This is a genomic window from Cardiobacteriaceae bacterium TAE3-ERU3 (assembly GCA_019218315.1).
GTDB lineage: Bacteria > Pseudomonadota > Gammaproteobacteria > Cardiobacteriales > Cardiobacteriaceae > JAHUUI01.
The window spans coordinates 294,932-319,340 of sequence record JAHUUI010000003.1 but is presented as its reverse complement, the minus strand read 5'-3'; the positions used below and the strand labels follow the sequence as shown (position 1 = coordinate 319,340).

At 52.6% G+C, this 24,409-nt stretch carries 19 protein-coding genes and 1 pseudogene; 16 read left to right on the top strand and 4 right to left on the bottom strand.

All coding sequences use genetic code 11. The annotated features are described in order from the left end of the window. Positions 1 to 50 precede the first annotated feature (50 nt). The 7 genes from KRX19_07760 (at position 51) to KRX19_07730 (ending at position 11,823) form a co-directional block, all read left to right on the top strand. A complete protein-coding gene (locus tag KRX19_07760) occupies positions 51 to 5,462 on the top strand; it encodes a hypothetical protein (protein MBV7434921.1) in 5,412 nt (1,803 codons plus the stop codon). A 10-nt stretch (positions 5,463 to 5,472) separates the two neighbouring features. Continuing rightward, positions 5,473 to 7,260 (top strand): sulfite reductase subunit alpha, encoded by a 1,788-nt coding sequence (locus tag KRX19_07755; GenBank protein ID MBV7434920.1) that lies wholly within the window; start codon positions 5,473 to 5,475, stop codon positions 7,258 to 7,260. A 252-nt stretch (positions 7,261 to 7,512) separates the two neighbouring features. After that, on the top strand, positions 7,513 to 8,859 hold the full coding sequence (pcnB, locus tag KRX19_07750) for a polynucleotide adenylyltransferase PcnB (GenBank protein ID MBV7434919.1): 1,347 nt from the start codon (positions 7,513 to 7,515) through the stop codon (positions 8,857 to 8,859). Then, the gene (folK, locus tag KRX19_07745; protein MBV7434918.1) at positions 8,856 to 9,353 is read left to right on the top strand and encodes a 2-amino-4-hydroxy-6-hydroxymethyldihydropteridine diphosphokinase; all 498 of its coding nucleotides are present in this window, start codon (positions 8,856 to 8,858) and stop codon (positions 9,351 to 9,353) included. Before pcnB ends, folK begins: the two co-directional genes overlap by 4 nt. Further along, positions 9,281 to 10,132, top strand: coding sequence for a 3-methyl-2-oxobutanoate hydroxymethyltransferase (gene panB / locus KRX19_07740; protein ID MBV7434917.1), 852 nt, complete (start codon positions 9,281 to 9,283; stop codon positions 10,130 to 10,132). The genes folK and panB overlap by 73 nt, the downstream gene beginning before the upstream one ends. After that, on the top strand, positions 10,119 to 10,964 hold the full coding sequence (gene panC, locus KRX19_07735; protein MBV7434916.1) for a pantoate--beta-alanine ligase: 846 nt from the start codon (positions 10,119 to 10,121) through the stop codon (positions 10,962 to 10,964). The genes panB and panC overlap by 14 nt, the downstream gene beginning before the upstream one ends. A gap of 7 nt (positions 10,965 to 10,971) precedes the next feature. Further along, positions 10,972 to 11,823 (top strand): formate/nitrite transporter family protein, encoded by an 852-nt coding sequence (locus tag KRX19_07730; GenBank protein ID MBV7434915.1) that lies wholly within the window; start codon positions 10,972 to 10,974, stop codon positions 11,821 to 11,823. A 111-nt stretch (positions 11,824 to 11,934) separates the two neighbouring features. Here the strand turns inward: KRX19_07730 and KRX19_07725 are convergent, their stop codons facing one another. Beyond that, entirely contained in the window at positions 11,935 to 13,167 is a 1,233-nt protein-coding gene (locus KRX19_07725) for a uracil-xanthine permease family protein (GenBank protein ID MBV7434914.1), read from the bottom strand. Between the two features lie 50 nt (positions 13,168 to 13,217). Beyond that, entirely contained in the window at positions 13,218 to 13,475 is a 258-nt protein-coding gene (locus KRX19_07720) for an SRPBCC family protein (GenBank protein MBV7434913.1), read from the bottom strand. 230 nt (positions 13,476 to 13,705) lie between these two features. Between KRX19_07720 and KRX19_07715 the strand changes: the two genes are divergently transcribed. Further along, positions 13,706 to 14,581 carry a factor H binding family protein gene (locus KRX19_07715; protein MBV7434912.1) on the top strand — a complete coding sequence of 292 codons (876 nt, stop codon included), beginning with the start codon at positions 13,706 to 13,708 and terminating at the stop codon, positions 14,579 to 14,581. Positions 14,582 to 14,793: 212 nt separating this feature from the next. Here the strand turns inward: KRX19_07715 and KRX19_07710 are convergent, their stop codons facing one another. Beyond that, positions 14,794 to 15,405: a LysE family translocator gene (locus KRX19_07710; protein MBV7434911.1), complete on the bottom strand. Its 612-nt coding sequence runs from the start codon at positions 15,403 to 15,405 to the stop codon at positions 14,794 to 14,796. Between the two features lie 318 nt (positions 15,406 to 15,723). Here KRX19_07710 and KRX19_07705 point away from each other — a divergent pair, with 318 nt between their 5' ends. Beyond that, complete coding sequence (locus tag KRX19_07705; protein ID MBV7434910.1) at positions 15,724 to 16,368, top strand: hypothetical protein; 645 nt, start codon at positions 15,724 to 15,726, stop codon at positions 16,366 to 16,368. A gap of 56 nt (positions 16,369 to 16,424) precedes the next feature. Here KRX19_07705 and modA read toward each other — a convergent pair whose 3' ends face one another. Next, a complete protein-coding gene (gene modA / locus KRX19_07700) occupies positions 16,425 to 17,180 on the bottom strand; it encodes a molybdate ABC transporter substrate-binding protein (protein MBV7434909.1) in 756 nt (251 codons plus the stop codon). 140 nt (positions 17,181 to 17,320) lie between these two features. Between modA and trpB the strand changes: the two genes are divergently transcribed. The 7 genes and pseudogenes from trpB to KRX19_07665 all read left to right on the top strand — a co-directional run bounded on the left by trpB (position 17,321) and on the right by KRX19_07665 (position 24,311). Further along, positions 17,321 to 18,526: a tryptophan synthase subunit beta gene (trpB, locus tag KRX19_07695; protein ID MBV7434908.1), complete on the top strand. Its 1,206-nt coding sequence runs from the start codon at positions 17,321 to 17,323 to the stop codon at positions 18,524 to 18,526. Continuing rightward, complete coding sequence (trpA, locus tag KRX19_07690) at positions 18,523 to 19,335, top strand: tryptophan synthase subunit alpha (protein ID MBV7434907.1); 813 nt, start codon at positions 18,523 to 18,525, stop codon at positions 19,333 to 19,335. Before trpB ends, trpA begins: the two co-directional genes overlap by 4 nt. A 24-nt stretch (positions 19,336 to 19,359) precedes the next feature. After that, positions 19,360 to 20,217: pseudogene (accD, locus tag KRX19_07685) on the top strand (acetyl-CoA carboxylase, carboxyltransferase subunit beta). Positions 20,218 to 20,444: 227 nt separating this feature from the next. After that, positions 20,445 to 21,731: a bifunctional folylpolyglutamate synthase/dihydrofolate synthase gene (locus tag KRX19_07680; protein MBV7434906.1), complete on the top strand. Its 1,287-nt coding sequence runs from the start codon at positions 20,445 to 20,447 to the stop codon at positions 21,729 to 21,731. After that, positions 21,724 to 22,308 carry an SPOR domain-containing protein gene (locus KRX19_07675; GenBank protein MBV7434905.1) on the top strand — a complete coding sequence of 195 codons (585 nt, stop codon included), beginning with the start codon at positions 21,724 to 21,726 and terminating at the stop codon, positions 22,306 to 22,308. The genes KRX19_07680 and KRX19_07675 overlap by 8 nt, the downstream gene beginning before the upstream one ends. Before the next feature lie 9 nt (positions 22,309 to 22,317). Continuing rightward, positions 22,318 to 23,133, top strand: coding sequence for a CvpA family protein (locus tag KRX19_07670; GenBank protein ID MBV7434904.1), 816 nt, complete (start codon positions 22,318 to 22,320; stop codon positions 23,131 to 23,133). After that, positions 23,130 to 24,311 carry an O-succinylhomoserine sulfhydrylase gene (locus KRX19_07665; protein ID MBV7434903.1) on the top strand — a complete coding sequence of 394 codons (1,182 nt, stop codon included), beginning with the start codon at positions 23,130 to 23,132 and terminating at the stop codon, positions 24,309 to 24,311. The genes KRX19_07670 and KRX19_07665 overlap by 4 nt, the downstream gene beginning before the upstream one ends. The last annotated feature ends 98 nt before the right edge of the window (positions 24,312 to 24,409 follow it).

Here is a 24,409-nt window from a genome sequence, read left to right as displayed (position 1 = left end):
ATGCTCTAAGCAGATGAGTTTTGGGCAAAACAATAAATGAGGTAATGATTATGGGGCAGATGCTGTACGACCTGAATGATGAACGATCGAGCTGTGGGGTAGGTTTTATTACCCATAAGCGCAGTGTGCAGACCCATGAATTACTCGAACTCGCCAATCAGGCGCTATGCAAAGTACCGCACCGTGGCGGCTTTAACGCAGAAGGGGTTGGTGATGGCGGCGGCGTTGGGTTTGACCTTTCGCCGCGTTTTTATCGCCATTTGACGGGTAAAGAACTGGCAGCTGGGGAATTTGCAGTGGGCAATTTCTTCCTGCCCAGTGATGAAAAAATCCGTGCCGACGTACTTGATTATTTGCAGGCAACGCTCGACAAGTACGATGTACCGGTTATTCTGCGCCGCGATGTGCCGGTTAGTAACAGTGCGCTGAATGAAGCCAGCCAGAAAGCACAATTGCCGATTGTGCAGTGGGTATTGGGTCGTCCTGATAGCTGCACTGATTGGGACAGCTTCGAGCATTTCCTCAATGGTTTGCTGCTGGAAATCGAAGAAAATGCAGTCAATGAAAATCAGTATCCGGGTTTTTATCCGCTGTCGCTCAGCTCGCGCACACAAGTTTATAAAGGCCTGCTCAATTCATGGGAGGTTGTGCCGTATTACGATGATCTCCGTCACCCTGAGCACGAAGTGAGCATGTTGTGGTTTCATACCCGTTTTTCGACCAATACCGCACCAAATCCAGCTTTTGCTCAGCCGTTCCGTCATTTGGCACACAATGGCGAACTCAATACTGATCGTAAAAGCCGTATCAGTGAGTTGGCAGTTGCCAGTCATTCCGGCTACAAACTCGCTTTTCCACCGGGACAATCGGACTCTGCACGCCTTGACCAGACCCTGACCCGTCGCCTGTGGGAAGACCGCCAACCGATTGACGACATCATGGTTAAGATGATGCCGCCGGCGTGGGAAAACAAGCAGGATGCTTACCCGCTTGATGTGCGCGACATGCTTGCCTATTTTTCGCTGTCGGAAGAAAAGAACGACGGTCCTGCGGGCTTGGTGTTCTGCGATGGTATCAAAATCGGTGCGGCACTCGACCGCCTCGGTTTGCGCCCGTTGCGTACGGTTGAAACCAATGACTACATTGCCGCGATGAGTGAAGCAGGGCAGATTGATTTCCCGCCGGAAACCGTTACCAGCCGTGGACGTATCAAGGCGGGTGGTATGTTCGTCTTCGACCATGCCAGCAAAACGCTTAGTGGAGAAGCCGATATTCTCGAACGCATGGCAGCCGAGCAGCCTTACGGTGACTTACTTGCCGATGCGCGGGTACGCCTTGCCAGCCTTGATGCCGTGGCTTTGACTGATGTTGCAGATGCCTCGCCGCTTGATTTTACCAGCCGCCACATTGCCTATAGCCTCAATCAGGAAAGCTTCCGCTTCTTGCTCGATCCGATGCTGGAAAACGGCGCCGAGCGCGTATCGGCGATGGGTTACGGTCAGGCGATCAATGCCGTGACCGGTATCGAGGGTGGCATGTCGCGCTACTTTACCCAGCGTTTTGCGCAAGTCACCAACCCGCCGCTCGATTCAATCCGTGAAACCGAGGGCATGACCCTACGCGTGACCCTTGGCGGTAAGCCGCATTTCGTCAAGCGCAGCACCAAGCAGTTGGTGATGGAAAGCCCGTTACTGTTGCCGCAGGAATTGGCTGCTATTGAGCAGGCTGGGCGCAACGAAACCCTGCGGGTTGGTAAAATTGAAACCCTTTATGACTTCAATACCGATTCCGAAGCCAATGAAGCGGCGATTGAAGCAGGCATTAAAGCGGTGTGCGAACAAATCTGGACACTGTGCAAAAAAATCACCGACATCATCATTCTCGACGACAGCGGCGTGAGTAAAGAACGCGCGGCATTGCCTGCACCATTGCTGATTGCTGCGGTCAATCGTTACCTGATTGAAAACGGCTTCCGCTTCCACACCAGTATCGTTTATCACACCGGACAAATTGCCAGCACCCACGACGCAGCGCTGATTCTCGGCTTGGGTGCGTCAGCGGTGTGCCCGGCGACGGTTTATAACCGTGCACGCGAACTCTACGCGGATGCAGACGTACCCAAAGCGATGTACGCATTTAAAAAAGCGTTGCACAAGGCACTGCTCAAAACCATGGGCAAATTTGGTCTGTGTACGGTGGAAAGTTACAGCGGCGGCGCATTCTTTGAACCGGCGTTTCTCGACACAGCCGACCCGCGTCTAGCACCGTATTTCCCCAACAGCCATGCCCCGATAGGCGGTGTTGGCTTTAGCGACATTTGTTACAGCGCATGGCAATGGCACGACAGCGCCATCAAACACCACGATGGCGAAGACGTACCGCTGCTCGGTTTGTTCAAGGAACGTGGCGACGGCGCAGGACACAGCTACGGTCATGTTGCCGTACGCACCTTTGGCGAGATGACCGAAGAAGCAATCAGCTTTGCCGACAGCACTTCGCCTGAAGGCGAACGCCTGCACATTTTGCCGCAGGACGACAGCTATCTGTTCCAGAGCCATCAGCCGCGTACAGCAGCGCAAATTGACGCACACAAAATCACCCCCGCGTATCAGCAATTCATCGACGCGATGGACGAAGAACGCCGCGAGCGCCCATCAGCCTTGCGCGATATTCTCGGTTTTCCGGCCGATGTTCGCCGTGCCGACTCGCAGGCGGCATTCACTGCGGCGTTGGCAACATTCAAAACTGATGCCAGCGTCCATAGCGCGGTACGCGGACTGGATGTTAGCCGTGACGGTGAACGCTTTGTTTTGCGTCTCGACGATGGCAGCGAAGCACGCCACAAAGCACTGGCCGCAGCGTTGCAGGACAAGCTTGATGCGATTGAAATCATCAGTGCCGATGCAGACGCAGTACAGCTGAGCGCTGGTAATCACGAAGCAGCAACATTCCTCGCGACCTTGTGCCGTGCACCCGACAGCATCGCGCTTGATGACGTACAACCGGCACACGAGATTACCGCCGTATTTACCGGCGGTGCGATGAGTCATGGTTCATTGCTGTTTAAAGCGCATCAGGCGGTGGCGATTGGCGCGAACATGGTTGGCGCGAAGAGCAACAGCGGCGAGGGTGGCGAGCATCCATCGCGCTACAACACCATCCGCGCGAGTAAAATCAAACAGATCGCCTCGGGGCGTTTCGGCGTGTGGGCGGGTTATCTCGCCGACCCGATGCTCGAAGAGCTGGAAATCAAAATTGGACAGGGTGCGAAGCCCGGCGAGGGCGGACAGTTACCAGCGCAGAAAGTAACGGTTGAAATTGCCTCAGCACGTGGTGGTACTCCGGGCGTAGAGCTGGTTTCGCCGCCGCCGCACCATGATACGTATTCCATCGAAGACTTGGGTCAGCTGATTCACGATTGTAAAGCTGCGCGGGTCAAGGTGATTGTTAAGCTGGTGTCGTCGGAAGGCGTCGGCACGATTGCAGTCGGTGTTGCCAAAGCCGGTGCGGACATCATCAATATTGCCGGTAACACTGGCGGTACCGGTGCGGCGCAGGTTACCAGCCTCAAGCACAGCGGACGCATCGCCGAACTCGGCCTTGCCGAAGTGCATCAGGCACTGACCGTCAATGGCCTGCGCGATAAGGTCGAACTGCGTTGTTCAGGTGCGCACCAGACCGGCAGCGACGTGATCAAATCGTGCATGCTCGGCGGTGATTCGTTTGAATTTGGTACCACTGCGCTGATGATGCTCAAATGTGTGATGGCGAAAAACTGCAACATCAAGTGTCCGGTTGGCTTGACCACACCACACGAAGTATTTGACGGTGACCCACGCGCACTGGCGCAGTATTTCATGAACGTTGCGCACGACGTGCGCCGTTTGCTCGCCGAACTCGGTTTTGCCTCCTTACAGGAATTGCGCGGCCGAGCTGACCTGTTGCACCTGATTGACCATCCTAACCTGATTGGGCGTTACCGCATGGACGGTATGTTGCAGCACGTCCAGTTTGACCTTGGTAAACCGGCCATCGCGCTGGAAGCCGATTTCAGCTACGACGATGCCGTTTGGGAACAATTCGAGCAAGCATTCAGCGGCATGGGTGAAGACGACTACCTCGCGATTGATGTTGACCGCCTGAGCAATACGCACAAAACCGCAGGTGGACAATTCGGCATCGATGTCGAGCGCTACCTCAATTACTCATTTAAAGACGACCACGCCAAGGTCATTAACTTGACCGATGGTCGTCGCGTGCTTGCTGACGGCAGCGTTGAAATCAGCAGCCACAACTCGGCAGGGCAAAGCTTCGGTGCATTTAACAACACCGGCATTACCTTGCTGCACCGCGGTACGTGTAACGACGGCGTTGGCAAGAGCATGAGCGGTGGTCGCATCGTGGTGCAAAACCCGGGTGGCGGCAGTAGTGAAGCAGGGCATAACGTTCTGCTCGGTAACTTTGCCTTGTTTGGTGCGACCGGCGGCGAACTCTACGCCGCAGGCGAAGCTGGCGACCGCTTCGCGGTGCGTAACTCTGGTGCGGTTGCGGTGATTGAAGGCGTCGGCGACTTTGGTTGTGAATACATGACCAACGGTGCGGTGGTTAACCTCGGTAGCTTCGGGCGCGGCTTTGGCAACGGCATGAGTGGTGGCGTTGCTTACCAATACGACCCTGATGGCACAATTGTTGAAGCATGCTCGAAGGACTCAGTCAAAGCGATCCGTATGAACAGTGATGATCCGGCTTTGAGCGGGCAGGATGAAGCGCTGTTCTGGTATCTCGCCCGTCACGCTGCTTACACCGAATCACCGGTTGCCGAAGCCATCCTTGCCGATTGGCCGAATGCGCTGCAAGACTTCTATTGCCTGTTGCCGCAGGCGTGGCTCGCCGCGCATGACCACACAGCCGTAGCCGCCGATTGTGCGCGCAACGACATGGTTGGCGAACTGGCGGTTGGTATCAAGGACAAACTGCTGCGCGACCTGCAACGACACTACGAGCGCGGCACGGTACTGTTCGACGGCAAATTGCCAGGGCAGGGCAACACTCAGGCTGCTGACTACATGGTTGCTGCCGGTGTGCTGTTCCGTGCGCAGGAACAGGCGCGTGCGCGTGGCGTCACTGACATTGACCACGCGGCGAAAAAGCTGGTCATGAATGATGACCGTGCCTTGAGCGATGCCTTGCAGCGCGATGTACAGCGTGCCCTTGCTGACTACAGCGATGAAGCACTTGCCGCTTTGCTTGCCGGACAGCGCGTCGATGATTATTGCCGCGCACTGGCTTTGCGCGCCAACTTCGATTCGTTTGCCCTCGGTACGTACGCATGGATTATGCACCGCCAGCACGAAAATCGCTTGGCGCAGCAGCAATATCAACCACTTAACGAAGTGTTGTCTGTCGCCTTTGCCGGCGTGATGGCTGAGGCGATGTACCAGCAAGACAACAGTGCAGCATAAAAGGATAGCCATGACCCAAAAGAAATTGAGCACGCAAAAATTGACGACTTTTTTCCCCGAAGACTTGCCGCTTGACGGTGCGCAGCAGCAGTGGCTGGACGGCTACCTGACCGGACTCAACACCGCCTACGCAGCACTGCGTGCCAATGGCATGGACGGCGGCAATGCAGGCAAACCGCTGACCATTCTTTACGGCTCACAGACCGGTAATGCCGAAGATTTGGCGTGGCAATGTGCGGATTTGGCGAAGGAACACGGCTTGGCCGCGCTGGTTGTCGATATGGATGATTGCTCGCTGGACAGCCTTGCCGAAACCGAGCGTTTGCTGGTCATTACCTCAACGTATGGCGAGGGTGAAATGCCCGATAATGCCGAAGCATTGTGGGAAGACATCAACGGCGAAGCAGCGCCAAAACTCGACAAGACCTTTTTCAGCGTATTGGCGCTCGGCGATACTGCTTACGAGCATTTTTGCCTTGCGGGCAAGCAATGGGATGCGCGCCTTGAAGCACTGGGTGCAGAGCGCGTTGGTGAACGGGTCGATTGCGACGTTGATTTTGACGATGCGGCAAAAGCGTGGATGGACGCGGTTCTGCCCGCGATCAGCGCCAAAGGCAGTCAGGATGCTGCAACCGTTGCGGCACCGGCTGGCGGCAGCAGCAGTGCCAAGCCGCAAGGGTATAGCCGCAATAATCCGCTCGAAGCCAAGCTCAAGGCCAAGCGCGTATTGAGTGGTGAAGGCTCGGGCAAGCAAATTGTCCACTATGAAATTGATTTGGTCGGCAGTGGTGAAACCTACGAAGCAGGCGACATTCTGCATTTGTTGCCGCGTAACCGTCAGGATCTGGTCGATGAAGTACTGGCTGCGGTTGGTGCTGATGCGACTGATGTAGTCAGTTGGCAAGGTGAAAACCACGAAATCGGCGGGTTACTGCGCGACCAGCTCGATATCCGTATGCCGTCATCAGGCTTCTTTGAGGCATTGTTGCTTGCTGCGAAAAATGATGACCTGCACAAGCGCTTTAATCAGGACCCGGCCGAAGAACTCGACGCATTTTTGTACGGCAAGGATATCGTTGATTTCCTGCGCGCCTATCCCGATGCGGGCTTTACCGCGCAAACATTGGTCGATGTGCTCAAGCCGATCGCACCGCGCGCCTACTCAATTTCCTCAAGCCACAATCACCACAATGGTGAAGTGCATTTGACGATCGGCTCGGTGCGCTATGAGCAGGAAGGGCGTATGCACCACGGGGTCGCATCAACGTGGCTCGCTGATGAAGTTGAGGAAGGCGATACGGTTCGCTGCTACTTCGCTGCCAACAAGCATTTCTCTGTACCGTCAGACGACAAAGCACCGATGATTATGGTTGGGCCGGGCACCGGTATTGCGCCGTTCCGAGCCTTTTTGCAAGAGCGCAGCGTGCGTGGCGCAGAAGGTGACAACTGGCTGTTCTTCGGTGATCGTACCCGTGAGCACGATTTTATCTATGCCGACGAACTCGATAATTGGCAGAAAAGTGGTGTACTCGACCGCCTTGAATTGGCGTTCTCGCGCGACCAGCAAGAGAAAGTCTATGTGCAGGATTTGATGCGTCGTCATGGTGCAGAACTCTACGACTGGCTGGAACGCGGCGGCTATTTCTTCGTCTGCGGTGACGCACAGCGCATGGCGAAAGATGTGGACAAAGCACTGCATGACATTATTGCAGAACATGGTAATATGTCCGCCGCTGCGGCTAAGGAATACGTCGCGGCACTGAAGAAAGAAAAGCGTTACGTCAGAGACGTTTACTGATTCTTGATACTGCGGTTGTGGGCAATAAGCGCCCACCGATGCCCCTCATGGCATGATGGGGCTTCGCGCAGCAGAATAACGCAAAGGAGGCAGTGAAGCGGGTTGGGCGAGCCAACCGGCATCCACTGCCATCATTTCAACCATCGCACTACGCTATAGATTGCATAAACGGAATCCTACATTGCAACACTCTGCCAATCGGTTTGGTTGGTATGGCTATGGCGTGGCTGCGAACATTGACGAGGATGGCACATGAGCCAAGCCAATGAACCACAATGTACGCGCCTTGACGGCAAGGCGTACGGCGTCACCAACGACCAATTCGATCGCCGTGCGATCAAGATTGTTAACCAGCTGACCGATGCGGGCTTTGATGCCTATTTGGTCGGCGGTTGTATCCGCGATTTGTTACTCGGACAAGAGCCGAAAGATTTTGACATTGCCACTAACGCGCGACCTGAAGAAGTCGCCGGGCTGTTCCGCAATTGTCGCCTGATCGGGCGGCGCTTCCGCCTTGCGCACATTCACTACGGACGCGAGATCATTGAAGTCGCCACGTTCCGCGCCCCGCCGGACCGTGAAACGCGAACCGACCCGCATGGGCACGTGCTTGAAGACAACCACTACGGCACGATTGAAGACGACGTGGTGCGCCGTGATTTCACCATTAACGCGCTGTACTACGACGTGCAGACGGGCGAAATTCTCGACTACATCGGCGCAATGGACGACATTCATGCCAAACGTATTCGCGTAATTGGTGATCCCGATACCCGCTATGTGGAAGATCCGGTGCGCATGTTGCGCGCGGCGCGTTTTGCCGCCAAGCTCGGCATGGACATTGATCACGACAGCGAAGCGGCGATTGCCCGTTGCGCTGAAGGGTTGAAAGCCGTACCCGCAGCGCGCCTGTTCGATGAAGCGCAAAAGTTGTTCCTCGGCGGCTACGGTGAGCGCTGCTTTACTGCGCTACAACGCTACGACCTGTTCAGTGCCTTGTTCCCGGATGCTGCGCGCGTGTTTACCCATCCGAACAAGAGCTACGCCGCTTATGCGCAGCGTATGGTCGCGCAATCACTGATTAATACCGACAAGCGCCTCGCCGAAGGCAAGCCCGTTACTATCGCTTTCTTGCTCGCTGCTATTTTGTGGCCGGTGTATCAGCTTTCCTATCAAGGATTGCTCAAGGAACACGATAACTGGCACGCCGCAATGCACGAAGCAGTCGACGTCGTTCACCTTGCCGCCGCTGACCGTATTTCCATTCCCGTGCGCTTGCGCGGCATGATCCGCGAAATTTGGACGCTGCAAGCGCGCTTTGAACTGGTTGGTAACAGCAGCAAGAAAATCCAGAGCTTGCTCAGCCATCCGCGTTTCCGTGCCGCTTACGACTTTATGCTTATCCGCCACGCCGCCGGTGAACCACTGGGTGATATGGTCGAGTGGTGGACCGATATTCAAGAAAACAGCGACATGATTCCCGATCACAATGATCGCCGTCACGGCCAAAATAACCGTGATAACCGTGATAACCGTGGCAATAATCGCGATGGCAAGCCGCGCCGCCGTGGCGGACGCAAACGCCGGAGCCGTTCGTGAGTGCGTCGGTTTGGATTGCGTTTGGCAGCAATCAGGCTGATCCCATCGCGCAACTGGTCGAAGCGCGTACCGCGCTTGCTGCAAAAATGGACGAGCAGGCTGCTTCGCCACTGTACCGTACGCCGCCATTCGGCATCACCGAACAACCTGATTTCATCAATGCCGTGGTGCGCTACCAGACGGACCTCAAACCTCATGATGTATTGGCATTGATGATGGCGACCGAACAGGCTCAGGGCAGGGTACGCACGATCAAAAATGGTCCGCGCACCCTCGACCTCGACGTATTGCTCTATGACGAGCAGCAAATCGACACACCTGATCTGTGCGTTCCTCATCCGGCGATGCACGAGCGTGCATTTGTGCTTGAGCCGTTGGCAGCGATCGACCCTGATGCGGTCATAGCGCAGCACGGCACGGTATGCGATTGTCTTGCCGCATTGCACGCCGAGCCTTTGCCAACCGTGGAAGACGCACGATGGGCAGTACGCTAACCGCATTACAAAAGAAATACCGCGACGGTGACAAGCTGACCATGCTCACCGCCTACGACGCCAGTTTTGCAGCCTTAGCGCAGCAGGCTGACGTCGATTGCTTATTGGTCGGTGATTCGCTGGGCATGGTTGTTGCCGGACAGCACAACACCACGGCAGTCACGGTTGCCGACATGGCGTACCATGCCGCCGCAGTTGCGCGTGGCGCCCCCAACTGTTGGCGTGTGGTCGATATGCCGTTCATGAGTTACGCCACAGTTGACGATGCACTCACCACGGCGCGTATGCTCATGCAGCAAGGGCAAGCCAATATGCTCAAGCTCGAAGGCGGGCAAGCGGCTCAGCTTGGCGTTATCCGCGCCTTGAGTGAACAAAATATCGCCGTTTGTGCGCACCTCGGGCTGACCCCGCAAACCGTCGATAAACTCGGCGGCTACCGCACGATTGGCAAGCGCGCGGGCGAAGCAGATACCTTGCGTGAGCAAGCCCATGCTGTACAGAAAGCCGGTGCAGATATGCTGGTGCTCGAATGTATCCCGCGTGGTCTTGCCGCTGAGATCAGTACAGCGCTGGATATTCCCGTGATTGGCATTGGCTGCGGTGCGGACACCGATGGACAGGTATTGGTCTGCTACGACGTGCTCGGCATTTCACCACATTTACCGTATTTTTCTCGTAACTTCCTGCAAGGCAACGCCAGCATCCTTGATGCCTTCCGCGCCTATTGCGACGCAGTGCGTGCAGGGCAATTTCCGGAGCAGCAACATGCGCGTGATTAAGGACATCAAAAGCCTCACCGAATGGAAACTCAATCACCGCGATGCCGGCCGTGCGTGGACGCTGGTGCCAACCATGGGCAACCTGCACGACGGTCATCTCGCGCTGATGCGACAGGCATTCACCCGTACCGACAGCGTTATCGCATCGATCTACGTCAACCCGACCCAGTTCGGGCCGAATGAAGACTTCGCCAACTATCCACGCACACCGCAGGACGACATCGACAAGCTTGACCAGCTCGGCGTCGAAGCGGTATTTATGCCCGACGATGCGCTGATTTACCCGTTTGGTAAAGATGATGCCATCGGCTACACCTTGCCGTCACGCTATACCGATATTCTCTGTGGTGCGCAGCGGCAGGGACATTTTCACGGCGTAGTGGCGGTTGTTTCACGCCTGTTTCACCTCGTCGAGCCCAAGCACGCGGTATTTGGCGCCAAAGACTATCAGCAGCAGTGGATCATCCGCCGCATGGTCGATGACCTGCATTTCCCGGTCGATGTTGTCAGTGGTGATACGGTACGCGCAGAAGATGGACTTGCACTCAGTTCGCGCAATCAGTATTTGAGCGACGCAGAACGCAAACTTGCGCCACTGCTTTATAAAGTCATGCAGCGTTGCCGTGAATTGATTGAGCAAGGCAAACCCGTCGCGGCGGTGCTCGAGCGCGCGCAAACCATTTTGCGTGACAAAGGCTTTGCCCCTGAATACCTCGAACTGCGTACACAGGCTGACCTCGGCGTGGCACATGACGCATCTGCACCAGTCGTTTTGCTTGCGGCTGCCCGCCTAGGCAAAACCCGCTTAATCGACAACCTTACTTTTGGATAGTATTCCCATGAGCGACAGTAAAGAACGCCGAGAAGCGGTCAAGCAAAAGATTCACGAAGAAGGCAGTGAGGTCACTGAACCGAAAACCCATGGCGAGATTCTGATTGAGCAAATTCTTCACGCGCAGGATACCTTTGACCGTTCGACCAGAGGCTTGTTCACCAGCGCACTAACAGCCGGACTGGAAATCGGCTTCAGCTATTTGCTGCTGATGTTGGCATTTCATGTCGCGAATACCTTTCTACCCGCCGAATGGGCATTCCGTGCTTCGGGGCTGTTTTATCCGGTTGGGTTTATCATCGTTGTCATCGGTCAGGCACTACTGTTCACCGAGCAAACCTCACTTTTGACCTTGCCAGTACTCAACAAACTGCGCAGTGTCGGTAGCTTGCTCAAGCTGTGGGGCATCGTCATCGCCGGTAACCTGATTGGCGGCTGGCTGTTCGCGATTGGCGCATTGTGGCTTGCACCGCAGATGGACTGGTTCAGCCACCAAGAGATGGCGACGCTTGCCAAACACGCAACCGATATTCCGCCATTAGTGCTATTCACCAGTGCGGTACTTGCCGGTTGGTTGATGGGATTGCTGTCGTGGCTGGTTACTTCGGCGAAAGACACCATTAGCCGCATTGTGCTGGTGTTTATCATCACCTCGGGGATTGGTTTTCTCGGTTTGCACCACAGTATTGTCGGGAATGTCGAGGTAGCGGCAGGGCTACTTGCCGGCGATTCTATTGGCTGGTCAGACTACTTTATCTTTCTTGCCCTTGCGCTCGGCGGCAATGCCTGCGGCGGTGCGTTCTTTGTCGCGGCACTGAAATACCGCGCATTTATGGCGGGCCTCAATCAATCGGATTGATTTCTTCAAAAAAGAAATAACAAGTCCCACGAAGTGTGAATGTGGAAGGTTTAAACTTGTCGTAAAGAGAGTAGGCGGCATGCCGTTAAGCATGCCGCCAGTATAGAGATGTTATTGCGCTTTGTTTACGCTGCTTCTGTGTGGCAGAACCAGATTGAGGATAATCGCGGTCACCGCAGACAGGCCGATACCTTGCAGATTGATCGGGCCGAGCTGGATGATGACGTTACCCAAGCCAACGACCAGCGTTACCGCGATGATGACGACACTGCGTTCGCTGGTGAGGTCGGTGCGTGAGTCAAGCAAAGTACGTGCACCCATTGCGGCAATCGTACCGAACAGCAGCATCATGATGCCGCCCATGATCGGGGTTGGCATATTGCTGAGGAAAGCTGCGAGTTTGCCGCAGAAGGCGAGCACGATAGCAGCACAGGCTGCGTAAATCATGATGCGAGCCTGCTTGGCACCAGTGATTGAGACTGCGCCGGTTACCTCTGAGTAGGTGGTGACCGGCGGGCCGCCGACCAGCCCGGCAAAGGCTATCGCGACACCGTCGCCAGCCATGGTGCGGTGCAGACCGGGCTTCTTGAAGAAATCCTTTTTACATACTTCACTGATTACCGCGACATCACCAAGGTGCTCAATCGCCGGTGCAATGGCAATAGGGATCAGGAACAGCATTGCTTCAAGATTAAATGATGGCATCGTCACTGGCGGTAGGGCGAACCACGCAGCATCACGCACAGCGTCAAAGTCAGCAATGCCAAAGGCAAATGCCGCAATATAACCGGCGATGATGCCAGCGAATACGGCGAGCAATTTGGTCAGGCCACGGGTGTAAAGTGCGACGATGATGGTCGTCATCAGTGCGACCAATGCGGTGAGCATAGCAGGATTTTTTGCAATCAGCTCGGTGCTACCGTCGCCAGTCAGCCCCATCGCCATATTGGCTGCGACTGGTGCGAGTGATAAACCGATGACCATGATTACTGGTGCAATGACGATTGGCGGGAAAATACGGTGAATAAAGCCGACACCGAGGATGCGAATGAGCAAGGCGAAGATGAGATAAACGCCTGCGACGGCGATGATACCGCCTTGAGTCGCTGCAAGCCCCCATTGGCCGATGGCGATAGAGAGCGGTGCGATAAAGGCGAATGACGAGCCCAAAAAAATCGGCACTTGCCGACCGGTTATCCATTGGAACAGTAGGGTGCCGATACCGGCTGAGAGCAGGGCAACAGCAGGGCTGATGCCGGTGAGCAGTGGCACGAGTACCAATGCGCCAAAGGCGACGAACAGCATTTGAATGCCGACGAGGATTTCTTTAAAGGAAAATGGCATGAGCGTGATCCGGAAGCAAAAAACAGCGGAATTATAGCGCGAATAGGTTACTAAATATTATGCTTTTCTGAATGTATTTGTTTTTTAGTTAGTTGTCCGTCGATGTAAACCTTCAGGCCATCTAGGCGCTTTTGTGTGGTGCGGCGAAATGCAGCGGCGATAATTGGAGTAAGTAACCAGCTCAGCCAACGGGGATTGGCAGCGAGATCGTAGTTGAAGGTGACTTTGCTGCACTTGTCGTCAATACCGTCGAAGCGCCAGTTGCCGGTAAAGTGGGCAAAGATTGCCGAGCCGCGCACCATACGCATACATGCCGCTTTCGGCGGCTTGTATGTGATTGATCGGACGTGAGTGACTGCTGAATTTGTCTCATGCTTGATTCTGGGCATAATCTTGCGTCAGCACAAAATCTGCTCAGGTGTGGCATTGATGATGGTTATGCAGGTTATGATATCAATACGGTTCATGCTGTTTTACCATATAATCATGCAATATCCGCTGATTTTGTGGGTTATTTGATTAAGATAAAGAGGAAATAATGAATAAAGTTTTATATATATCGTCGATAGTATCACTGTCGCTGTTACTAAGTGCTTGTGGTGGCTCTGGTGGCAATAATATGGTAGATCAGGATCACAAAAGTGATAAACCACAAGAAATCGTTGATAAAACAATAATTGTAACATTAAATGATCCTGATCGGGAATATGATGAATTGGTAATCAATCATATTGTCGAAATTAATGGGCACCGCTTTAACATGGTTGATAATAAAAACCTCATTGATTTTTCTATATTAAAATCGGGATTAAGTGAGACTGATTCACTTATCACAATTGATGAAGATGATGGTGATCATTATCAAATTAAGGATAGAGTGGTCTCTTATAATCAATTTTATTCAACTGTTATTGCAACTCGAGAGTTAGAGGAGTACAAAAATGGCAGCTTGGTTTCTCAAGATGAGCAATTGGCTGGTATTGGAGTTATTACTGGTTTACCTACTCCACTTGATAAACTTCCAGCACAAGGTAAAGCTACGTATAGAGGGATCGCTTTCCTGAATACAAATGATGCAGGTACATGGCATGGTAATTTTAACTACACTGTGGATTTTGGTGAAAAGAGTGGACATGGATCGTATTCGCTCAATAACGTTCGGGTTACATTAGATCAAGGTATGCTCGCTAGTGCTGATGCGATTAAAGATTTTAGTAAGGGTGTTTTGCTTAACGGTGATAAAACTCAAGTGATGTTTGGAGGGAATGTTGCCGTTGCTGATCAGACTGTAGGGCGTTATATGATTGGTTTATATGGACCACATGCAGAAGAAGCAGCTGGTGCTGTCAAGGCTAATAGTGATGATAAATGGACAGTAGGACTGGGTGGAAAGCGCGGCGAAATCGTCAAGTAATTTACTATCTATATAAATAAAAGACCCGCTGTAAAAATGAAGCTTATGGTGGGTTTTTTATGACTTATAAATTTTCATATTTATGCGAGAAAAATGGCACAGAAGAGCTAAAATTAAAACAAGAACAATGCTGTTCTGTAGTCGCTTTTTGGCTATTCCAAGGCTTGAGCGCTTATTATGAGTACAGATTTATAAATAGTGCATACATAATGTCATGCCAAAACCAGCTGTTCGAGCAGTATCCAAATCACTGAGGCTGCGAGTAGGGCGGCCATGCAGCGGTTGAACAGGGCTAGATTACCGGTGAAGCGTGCAACGCGCTCGCCCATATACGCCCAAAGTGTCAGCGAGGCAAAGCAGATAAAGAAAAATAGCGTGGCAAACAGTGCCATGCGCCAGCTGTAGTGTGGATAAGGTGCGAGGTAGATGGTGACCGCAGAAAGAGAGACGAACCACGCTTTGGGGTTGGTGGCCTGTGTGACCACGCCGGCGATGAAACCGGGGCAAGGTTTTTCCGCTTTTTTGATCGAGATGTCGCCACTGTCAGCTGCGATACTTATGGCGAGATAGAGCATGTAGACAGAGCCAATCAGCATTAAAGCGAGCGAGTATTGCTCGACGACCTTGAGCAGTGAGTTAACGCCGATGCCCATCAGTAGCAGAATGAGGTCGAAAGAGATGGTTGCGCCAAGTACATACGGCAGGGTGCATAGGGCACCAAAGCGTGCGCCAGACATGGAGGAAATCAGGTTGACCGGGCCGGGTGTGGCAGAGGTGGCGAGGGCAAACAGTGCCATTGGCAGGATAGATTGGCTGAGTTCCATGTATGTCCCCGTAAATAGTGTGTTGGCTATTTTGCTTTAGATTGATTCTGCCGCAAGTTTGAGGCATATCGCTATCAAATATTTAACTGTTGAGATGCGAAATTAAGAATTAATGAGTTTAAAACTGTCTATTAATCAGTATATAAGGAGTTCAGGGACGTTTTCCCTATAACTGTTGATACACGCCTATAATTGGGCTTTGGATAAAGTTAATGAGGAAAGTGAAGGTATGTTGTACATCAATTTGGACAAGGCATCCGCTGTAAGCCAAGCAGTGAAAGATAGTTGGTTTGTTATTGATGTGGAGGAGGTTAAGCAATGAGATATGGCTCTTACACGCCAGCCAGTGAGCGCGATAGTGCGCTCATTCGCTATATTTTCGAGCATCTCGACAAAGCACCGCATCCACGTGATTGTATAGACGACTATATATTTCTTGATGAACTTATTAAGTTTTTTAATATACCGGTGATTACTGAGGCGAAGCTGGGGAATATTATTTTGGGCGGCATGCATGATGAGGGGGCGCTCAGATTAAGGCTGATATCGACAGCAGATAGTGAGGAAAGTAAGTTACATATCAGGGTGGCTATGAGCTTTTGCTGCCGGAGTGGCTATGGTGATATCAAATTCCACTTTTATTTGCCGGTGACCTTTTCTGAAAATGGGCGTTTTACCATTAATCAAAAATATGAAGGGTTTACGATTGATTCTCCACCAGCTTGCTTGTTTACTTGCTGCTCTAATCCATATAGATATGGCGATATGAGGTATCTAAAAGAAGTGATTGAATCGTGTGTAGAAGAGGATCTGGCCAAGTGGTGTGATATTGCACGTCAATGTGTGTACTGCAACATAAATGATATTTTTGATGAGCTTGTGCAGCTTAAGTCTAGGGGCAAGGGTGTATTGCTCAATAAGGCTTTATTGGTAAAAAGCGGCCAGTTATCTGAGCCGCAGTAATGGGCTTATTGATGAGATAAGCGCTGTATTGGCAATACACTTGGGATCAATTGATATTAATTTGCAGCAGGTGCAAACCCATAATTGGCGAGAATGGCCTGGCCAGCATCGCCAGTGACGAAGTTGATGAATGCCTGTGCACCTTCTGCTGCGTTGCCACTATTTAGAGCCGCGATAGGGTAGGTGAGTGGTTCATCGAGTGGGATGTTAAGCACGACACGAACTTTTTCTGGCATCAGTGCTGCATCTGTTTGATAGACAAAGCCGCCGTCGACTTCACCGCGCGCAACGTAATCGAGTGCTTGGCGAACGTTTTGTGCCGGGATGTTTTTATCGGCGATGCTTGCCCATAAACCTGCGGCTTCCAGTGCGTTTTTGCTGTAGCGACCAGCAGGGACGTGCTCAGGGTTGGCAATGGCAATGCGCTTGATGTTGCTTGCATTAACGAAGTTTGCAAGGTTGTCGTAGCTGCTGTCATCACTGCTGGGCACGATGGCAACGAGATGATTGGCTGCAAAATTGCGTCGTGAATCGTCGATCAGCAGCCCTGCTTCGGCGGCTTTATCCATACGTAATTGATCAGCTGAGGCGAAGACGTCTGCTGGTGCACCGTTGAGCAGCTGCTGTAAGAGTGCCCCTGATCCGGCGAAATTGAGGTGGACGGTATCTTCAGGATGCTCTGCTTGATAGGCTTGGGCAATATCGTTGAATGCATCAGTGAGGCTCGCTGCGGCGGATACGGTGATGTCCGTGGCATGGGCTGCACTTGTCGCGATGGTTAGGGCAAAAAAGGATAGGGCTTTATATGTCATACCGCACTTCTTTAGGCTTGTTTTCAAGAGGGATATCATACAGCGCCCCGGCGCGTGAATAATTTGATTTTACGCAACAACAAAAGCGCTGCGGCTCTGTTAAAATACGCTGTTTTGTGTTTAAGGCAGAGATCATCAGCATGGCAGATTTATACGCTTTTCCCGATACGCGCGGTTACTACGGTCGCTTCGGTGGGCAGTTTGTAGCGGAAACGCTAATGCAGGCTGTTCTTGAACTACAGCAAGCTTACGAGCAGGCGCGCGATGAGCCTGAGTTCTGGCAGCAGTTTCGCGCTGAACTGGCTGATTACGTTGGTCGCCCATCGCCGCTTTATCATGCGGCACGGCTGAGTGAGAAAGTTGGTGGTGCAGAAATCTGGCTTAAACGCGAAGATTTGAATCACACCGGTGCACACAAGGTCAATAATACCGTTGGTCAAGCGTTACTTGCCGAGCGCTTGGGTAAGCCACGCGTGATCGCCGAAACTGGCGCAGGTCAGCACGGCGTTGCAACGGCAACGGTTGCCGCGCGTCTGGGGCTGGAATGTGTGGTTTATATGGGGGCGGACGATGTTGAGCGTCAGGCACCGAATGTTTATCGCATGAAATTGCTCGGTGCGAAGGTTGTGCCAGTCACGGCTGGTAGTCGTACGCTGAAAGATGCAATGAACGAGGCGTTGCGTGATTGGGTTGCGAATGTCGACAGCACGTTCTACATTATCGGTACTGTCGCCGGACCGCATCCTTACCCGATGCTGGTACGTGATTTCCAAAAAGTGATTGGTGAAGAAACGCGCGCGCAGGCGCTGGATAAATTTGGCGCATTACCCGATGCGTTGGTTGCTTGCGTCGGCGGCGGTTCAAATGCGATCGGTATGTTCTACCCGTTTTATCAGGATGATGTGGCGCTTTATGGCGTTGAAGCTGGTGGGCATGGCTTGGCAACCGGCGAACATGCTGCGCCACTTTCTGATGAGAAGACGCCAGTGGGTGTTTTGCACGGTAACCGGACCTATGTCATGAGTGATGAAGACGGGCAGATTTCCGGCACCCACTCAATTTCAGCTGGCTTGGATTATCCTGGTGTTGGCCCTGAGCACGCATGGCTAAAAGACGAATCACGCGCTAAATACGTCGCAATAAACGACGATGAAGCGATGGCGGCATTCCATGACTTATGCCGCCTTGAGGGCATTATTCCGGCACTGGAAAGCTCGCACGCAGTGGCTTATGCGATGAAGCTGGCGAAAGAGCTGGGTGCAGGCAAGCGCATTGTGGTGAATTTGTCCGGTCGTGGCGACAAAGACATTAATACCGTGGCTAAAATGGACGGGATAGAACTGTGAATAACGAACAACGTATTGAAAAGCGCTTCTCAGCACTGAGACAGGCTGGGCGTAAGGCATTAATTCCCTATATCAGCGCTGGTGATCCTGATCCGGCACAGACGGTCAATGTGCTACACGCATTGGTCGCAGGTGGCGCAGATTTGCTCGAACTCGGCATTCCGTTTTCCGATCCTGCTGCTGATGGTGAGACGATTCAGCTCGCCAATGAGCGAGCGCTTGCGCGCGGTGTGACGTTTGCCGATGTGCTGAAAATGATTGCTGATTTCCGGCAAAAAGACGACACAACGCCTTTAATCGTCATGGGCTATTTGAATAGCTTTGAGCGCCGGGAATTTTCGCGTAGTGTGCATGATCTTGCCTCAGCTGGCGCAGATGCGGTGATTTTGGTTGATTGCCCGGTTGAGGCATTGCCGGATTATCGCAATGCGCTCAATGATGCCGGTATTACACCAATTTTGCTTGCAGCCCCGACCACTTCCCAAGAGCGCTTGGCCGCGATTACCCGTGAAGCACAAGGTTTTATATACTACGTCTCTCTGCGTGGCGTCACCGGTAAGCAGCAAGCAGCAGCTGATGCAATTGCCGATGAAGTTAGCCAGTTGAAAACCCAAACCGATTTGCCAGTGTGCATTGGCTTCGGCATTCGCGATGGCAAGACGGCCAAAGAAATGGCTGCCATTGCTGATGGTGCTGTAGTTGGCTCGGCATTGGTGGCAAAACTGCACGACAGCGCTGAGCGTAATGATGATTTGACGACCACCGCACGGGATTTTGTGGCAGAAATTCGCCAAGCGATGGACGCATAACAGATAACGAAACGGGAGATAACCATGAGTTGGTTTGACAGCTTGATGCCTTCGCGCATCAAAACCAAAAGTAAAAATCAGCAAGTACCAGATGGCTTGTGGCGCCAATGCGATGGCTGTAATGAAGTGCTCTACGCAGAAGATTTGGCCTTTAATCAGGGTGTTTGCCCGAAATGCGGACACCACATGCGGATCAAAGCACGCAAACGCCTTGAGCAGTTATTTGATAAAGGTAGTGAATGCCATGAACTTGGCGAGAAGCTTGAACCGGTAGATTTCCTCAAGTTTAAAGACAGCAAGCGCTACAAAGATCGCATCACCCAGGCGCAAAAGCGCAGTGGTGAAAATGAAGCATTGATTGCGATGTATGGCTTATTGCACGGCAGGCCGCTGACTGCTGCTGCTTTTGAATTTGATTATATGGGCGGCTCGATGGGCTCAGTCGTCGGTGAGCGCTTTGCGCGTGCGGTTGACCATGCTATCGAGCACAAGACGCCATTCGTCTGCTTTGCCGCTAGTGGTGGTGCGCGAATGCAGGAAGGCTTGACTTCGCTGATGCAGATGGCAAAAACCAGCGCAGCATTGACGCAGTTGAGTGAGGCAGGATTGCCGTATATTTCAGTACTGACAGATCCGACCATGGGTGGCGTATCTGCATCATTTGCTATGTTGGGCGACGTTATCATTGCCGAGCCAGGTGCTTTGATCGGTTTTGCCGGCCCTCGCGTCATTGAGCAGACCGTTCGTGAGACGCTGCCTGAAGGCTTCCAACGCAGTGAGTTCCTGATTGAGAAGGGTGCTATTGACATGATTGTTGACCGTCGCCAAATGCGTGATGAGTTGGCAAGTTTATTTGCCTTGCTGCTCAAGCAAGACTTCCCACTGCACAAGCCTGAGCCGGCAGCTGTGGTGGAAGCGGTGATGATTGAAAGCGAAGAAAAGCGCGCAGCACAAGGCGCTCCAGAAGCAACACCAGCCGCTGACCTGGCCAAGCCGCTTGACGCTGATACCAGCCATACGGATAACGCTTCAGAGCATGCTTCGGGTAACGGCGATGCAAAGAAAGCGGATTAATCAGGCATTGTTTGATTTTTTATCTGGGCGCATTCATGGGTGATCAGCGCACACGCAATTTGGCGCAATGGTTGCGATGGCAGGAAGAGAGCCATCCGAAGTCGTGGGATCTTGGGCTAGAGCGCATTGGCCGCGTATGGCAGGCGCTTGGCGGCCGGAGCATCGCTGAGCACGTTGTGATCGTTGCCGGGACCAACGGCAAAGGCTCGTGTGTGCGCTGGTGTGAGGCATTGGCGGTTGAACACGGTATTTCCGTGGCGACGTTCACCTCACCCCATTTACACGACTATCGCGAGCGTATTCGCTTTGATGGTGAATACGTCGATCCTGATGAGCTGGTTAGTGCCTTTGAAGCGATTGATACGGCGCGCGGAGAAACCACGCTAACCTATTTTGAATGGGCCGCTTTGGCTGCTTTTTACCTGATGGTGCAACGCAAGCCTCAATTGGCAGTGCTTGAAGTCGGGCTCGGTGGGCGATTGGATGCCGCCAACTTGATTGATGCCGATGCCGCGATCATTACCCGTATCGGGCTGGATCATCAGGATTGGCTTGGGCAAGACGTAGAAACTATTGCGTGTGAAAAAGCAGGTGTGATGCGTGCCAGGCAGACGGTCGCTTTGGCAGATCAGCATCCTCCTCAGGCTATTTTTGATCAAGCCAAAGCACTGGGTGCGAAACTGTGGACGCGCCGCGATGTCTTGTCAGTGCGCGCTACAGATGATGGCTTTGCCTTGGATGTACCGGGTTTTAGCGCCAAGCTGCCACAGCCGCAGCAGATGCCGGGTGTTCATCAGCATGGTCATCTGGCTGCGTGTATTGCTGTGCTGGCACAGTGGTTTACGCTGGAGCCGGAAAAGGTGGCTCAGGTAATACGCCGGACAGCGCATATGGGGCGGTTGATGTGGTATAAGCATCCGAAACATGGCGCTGATTGGCTGCTCGATGTGGCGCATAATCAGGATAGCGCCGAAGTATTGCGCGACTTTCTTGCGCCATTAAAGCAGCATTACGGCAAGGTGTGGTGCGTGTGTGGTATGTTGCGTGATAAAGCGCACCAAGACGTGTTCGCAATGCTTAAAGATGTGGTTGATCAATGGGTTTTATGTGGCCTTGATGGGCCTCGCGGATATAGCGCGGCGCAGCTTGGTATTGCAGCTGGAGATGCAGGTATTGCATCAGCGCAAGTGCAGACAGTTTCAGACAGTACTGCTGCTTTGCAGGCTGTGGAATATGGTGCCGAACAAGGCGATTTGGTGGTAGTGATGGGATCATTTGTGACAGTTGCTGAAGTATTGGAGAGGTTGAACGAATATGAGTAAATGGGTTTTTCGCCTGACCGGGTTATTGGTGGTCGCCTTGATCGCATTATTGTTTTTGGATCGTTTTCTCAATCCGGATGTTCCTGAGTATATTGAGCGCGGTGTGGATGTACGTACCGAAGGAGACAAGGGCAATGTAGCACCGCCGCAGGATGCACCAGAAGTTCCGCCTTTGAGCCTGACTTCATTGGAGGGCAGCGATGATACTCAGCAGAGTAACCCGGCTTTGCCATCCTCTCAGGCTCAGCCAGCGCAGACCAATCAAGCCGCCAATGAGCAGCCTAAAATTGGTCTAACAGCTTTGGAAGAGGCTGAGAATATTCCTGTATTGAGCAATCCAGACTCACAGCGAGCCAATGTATGGCTTCAAGCTGGCAGCTTTGGGGAGCGAGCTAATGCCGAAAAGCGTGCGGCGGTTTTGAAAGCACAAAGCTGGTCAACCGAGATTGAACCTGCTGTGGTTGAAGGGAAAACCTTTTATCGCGTCTATGTTGGCCCGTTGACGAGTGGTCAGGTCAAAGGCTATTTGGATAAATTAAATACGATGGGCATCAGCGCTCGCGAAATTAACCGCTAAGGAATAAGCATGGAAAATATGAATTATCTTGATGTCGTGCTGGGGGGAATTGTCATCCTGTCAGCATTGATTGGCTTGGCTCGAGGATTGGTCAAAGAAGTACTATCGCTGATTGCATGGGCCGTTGCCATTTATGTGGCGTGGCGCTTTGCCGAGGTAGTGGCTAATGATCATATACGTAAATTTATTGATGATGCACTGATCAGCTATCTCGCAGCATTTGGTATTTTGTTTTTGGTCACGCTGTTTGTCGTCGGCTTGCTGAATATGATTATTGCCCAGATCCTGACCAGTACCGGCCTTAGCGGCTTTGACCGCTTCCTCGGTATGCTGTTTGGCTTGGCGCGCGGCTTGGTGATAGGTGCTTTGGTGGTATTCGTGATCGGCCTGACGCCACTGACCAAAGAAAATTGGTGGCTGACATCGCGTTTGGCCCCGGGATTTGAAAGCGTTGGTGCATGGGGCTGGGAAAGATTACCACCAAATGTACGCGACATGCTGCGAAATGGTGGTGAAACAGTCGCCGAAGCCGGCAACCAATTTGGTATTTCAGCCGATCAGCTTGGCGTAGAGCATACCGGACAGAGCGCTTCTGCTGACCGACCCGGATTGCGCGTCTCAGGTCAGCAACGCAACGCCATCAGTGACATGAGTGATGCCGAGCTGCGCCTTGAATCGCTGAGCAATGAGTCAGCGTCCGATCAGCAGCTACAATCTCCTCAGCCACCTGCACAGCAGGAGCAACCGGATCAATCTTCTACGAATGCGCCTCAATCTGATGATGCGCTATCTACCCCACCATTGCAATTGGAGTCTGTGCAATGAACCATGAAGACCACAGTCAGGATTTTGAAACCCGTGCTATCCGCTCAGGATGGTGGCAATCACAAGCCAATGAGCATTCTCAAGGGCTGTTTCTGACGTCGTCATTTATGTTTGAAAGTGCCGAAGAAGCGGCTGATATATTTGCTGAGCGCAAGAGTGCGTTCAGTTATAGCCGCTTTGGCAACCCAACCGTACATATGTTTGAGCAACGCTTGAACGAGCTTGAAGATGGTGCGCGTTGCGTTGCCGCATCGACCGGCATGGGCGCTATTCTCGCCATGAGCATGGCTTTTTTAGAGCAGGGCGACCACGTTGTTTGTGCGCGTAACAGCTTTGGTTCGACGTTGTTTTTGTTCAACCAAATTCTATCCAAGTTTGGGATTGAAACGACGCTGGTTGATCTGAACGACCTCAATGCATGGCGCAATGCTTGCACACCGCGTACCAAAATGTTCTTCCTCGAAAGCCCTGCAAATCCGATGCTGAGTATTGCTGACCTCGATGCGCTGGCAGAGATTGCTCATCAGGCAGGTGCAAAATTCGTCGTCGATAACTGTTTCGCAACACCGTATTTGCAGCAGCCACTTAAGCACGGTGCAGATATCGTCGTACATTCAGCGACCAAATATATTGATGGGCAGGGGCGCGTACTTGGTGGCGCATTGATTTGTCGTGATGCTGACGATGGCGATCAACTTTATCGCTTGCTGCGTACCATCGGTACCAGTATGGGTGCGTTTGAAGCGTGGGTGTTCGTCAAGAGCCTTGAAACCTTGCCGGTGCGTATGGCACGCCATTCGGAAAATGCCTTGCATGTCGCCAAGTGGCTTGAAGCACAGCCACAGATTGAGCGCGTTTATTATCCCGGCTTGCCATCACATCCGCAGCACGAGCTTGCCAAGCGCTATATGCATAATGGCTTCGGCGGTATGGTGACTTTTAACGTTGAAGGCGGTAAAGATGCTGCGTGGCATTTGATCGACAACTGCGATTGGCTGAGTATTTCCGGTAATCTTGGCGATGCGCGTACCATCATCACCCATCCTGATACCACGACCCATGGTCGCGTCAGTGCTGAAGACAAAGCATTGCTTGGGATTACTGATGGTACTGTCCGGCTTTCAGTCGGGCTGGAAAATGCTGATGATATTTGCCGTGCTTTGGCAAAAGGGCTGTGATACAGCAGCGCTTTCGCTACATCCATGCAGCGCCTAAAAAATACCTTTGGTATTTGGCTGTTTTTGTATGAATTTGAAGGGTGTTTAGCGGCATAGCT

Excerpts from the sequence above, each read along its gene's own strand:
- pcnB (MBV7434919.1), top strand. The coding sequence starts at position 7,513 with ATGAGCCAAGCCAATGAACCACAATGTACGCGCCTTGACGGCAAGGCG.
- KRX19_07755 (MBV7434920.1), top strand. The coding sequence starts at position 5,473 with ATGACCCAAAAGAAATTGAGCACGCAAAAATTGACGACTTTTTTCCCC.
- KRX19_07715 (MBV7434912.1), top strand. The coding sequence starts at position 13,706 with ATGAATAAAGTTTTATATATATCGTCGATAGTATCACTGTCGCTGTTA.
- KRX19_07665 (MBV7434903.1), top strand. The coding sequence starts at position 23,130 with ATGAACCATGAAGACCACAGTCAGGATTTTGAAACCCGTGCTATCCGC.
- trpB (MBV7434908.1), top strand. The coding sequence starts at position 17,321 with ATGGCAGATTTATACGCTTTTCCCGATACGCGCGGTTACTACGGTCGC.
- KRX19_07720 (MBV7434913.1), bottom strand. The coding sequence starts at position 13,475 with ATGCGTATGGTGCGCGGCTCGGCAATCTTTGCCCACTTTACCGGCAAC.
- KRX19_07680 (MBV7434906.1), top strand. The coding sequence starts at position 20,445 with ATGGGTGATCAGCGCACACGCAATTTGGCGCAATGGTTGCGATGGCAG.
- KRX19_07760 (MBV7434921.1), top strand. The coding sequence starts at position 51 with ATGGGGCAGATGCTGTACGACCTGAATGATGAACGATCGAGCTGTGGG.
- KRX19_07670 (MBV7434904.1), top strand. The coding sequence starts at position 22,318 with ATGGAAAATATGAATTATCTTGATGTCGTGCTGGGGGGAATTGTCATC.
- KRX19_07675 (MBV7434905.1), top strand. The coding sequence starts at position 21,724 with ATGAGTAAATGGGTTTTTCGCCTGACCGGGTTATTGGTGGTCGCCTTG.
- panB (MBV7434917.1), top strand. The coding sequence starts at position 9,281 with ATGCGATTGTCTTGCCGCATTGCACGCCGAGCCTTTGCCAACCGTGGA.
- panC (MBV7434916.1), top strand. The coding sequence starts at position 10,119 with ATGCGCGTGATTAAGGACATCAAAAGCCTCACCGAATGGAAACTCAAT.
- KRX19_07725 (MBV7434914.1), bottom strand. The coding sequence starts at position 13,167 with ATGCCATTTTCCTTTAAAGAAATCCTCGTCGGCATTCAAATGCTGTTC.
- KRX19_07710 (MBV7434911.1), bottom strand. The coding sequence starts at position 15,405 with ATGGAACTCAGCCAATCTATCCTGCCAATGGCACTGTTTGCCCTCGCC.
- KRX19_07705 (MBV7434910.1), top strand. The coding sequence starts at position 15,724 with ATGAGATATGGCTCTTACACGCCAGCCAGTGAGCGCGATAGTGCGCTC.
- KRX19_07730 (MBV7434915.1), top strand. The coding sequence starts at position 10,972 with ATGAGCGACAGTAAAGAACGCCGAGAAGCGGTCAAGCAAAAGATTCAC.
- modA (MBV7434909.1), bottom strand. The coding sequence starts at position 17,180 with ATGACATATAAAGCCCTATCCTTTTTTGCCCTAACCATCGCGACAAGT.